Source organism: Geobacillus sp. DSP4a (assembly GCF_013096875.1).
GTDB lineage: Bacteria > Bacillota > Bacilli > Bacillales > Anoxybacillaceae > Geobacillus > Geobacillus thermophilus.
In genome coordinates this window covers 1-255 of sequence record NZ_SDLD01000287.1, presented here as the reverse complement: position 1 = coordinate 255, position 255 = coordinate 1, and the positions used below count along the sequence as shown (strand labels likewise).

1 pseudogene is annotated in these 255 nt (G+C 36.1%); it reads left to right on the top strand.

The window, feature by feature from the left end:
* Window positions 1–128 precede the first annotated feature (128 nt).
* Window positions 129–255, top strand: a pseudogene (locus ETC02_RS18725) (RNA-guided endonuclease TnpB family protein); the annotation flags it as partial.

Below are 255 nucleotides of genomic sequence, written 5' to 3'. Positions count from 1 at the left end.
GAGAAGACTCCCACTTCAACGAAGCGAAGCGGAGTAAGTGGGAGATGAATCGCCTTAACTATATTTTGCTGAAAATAGGATAGATTCAGTAAAATATAGTATAATATAGTTAGATGGGAGGTGAAAAAATGTATTTTTGTATCAAACAACAGCTAAATGGTTTGACCAAAGAAGAATACTTGACTCTTCGAGAACTGTGCCATATTGCCAAGAACATGTACAACGTCGGATTGTACAATGTCAGACAATACTATT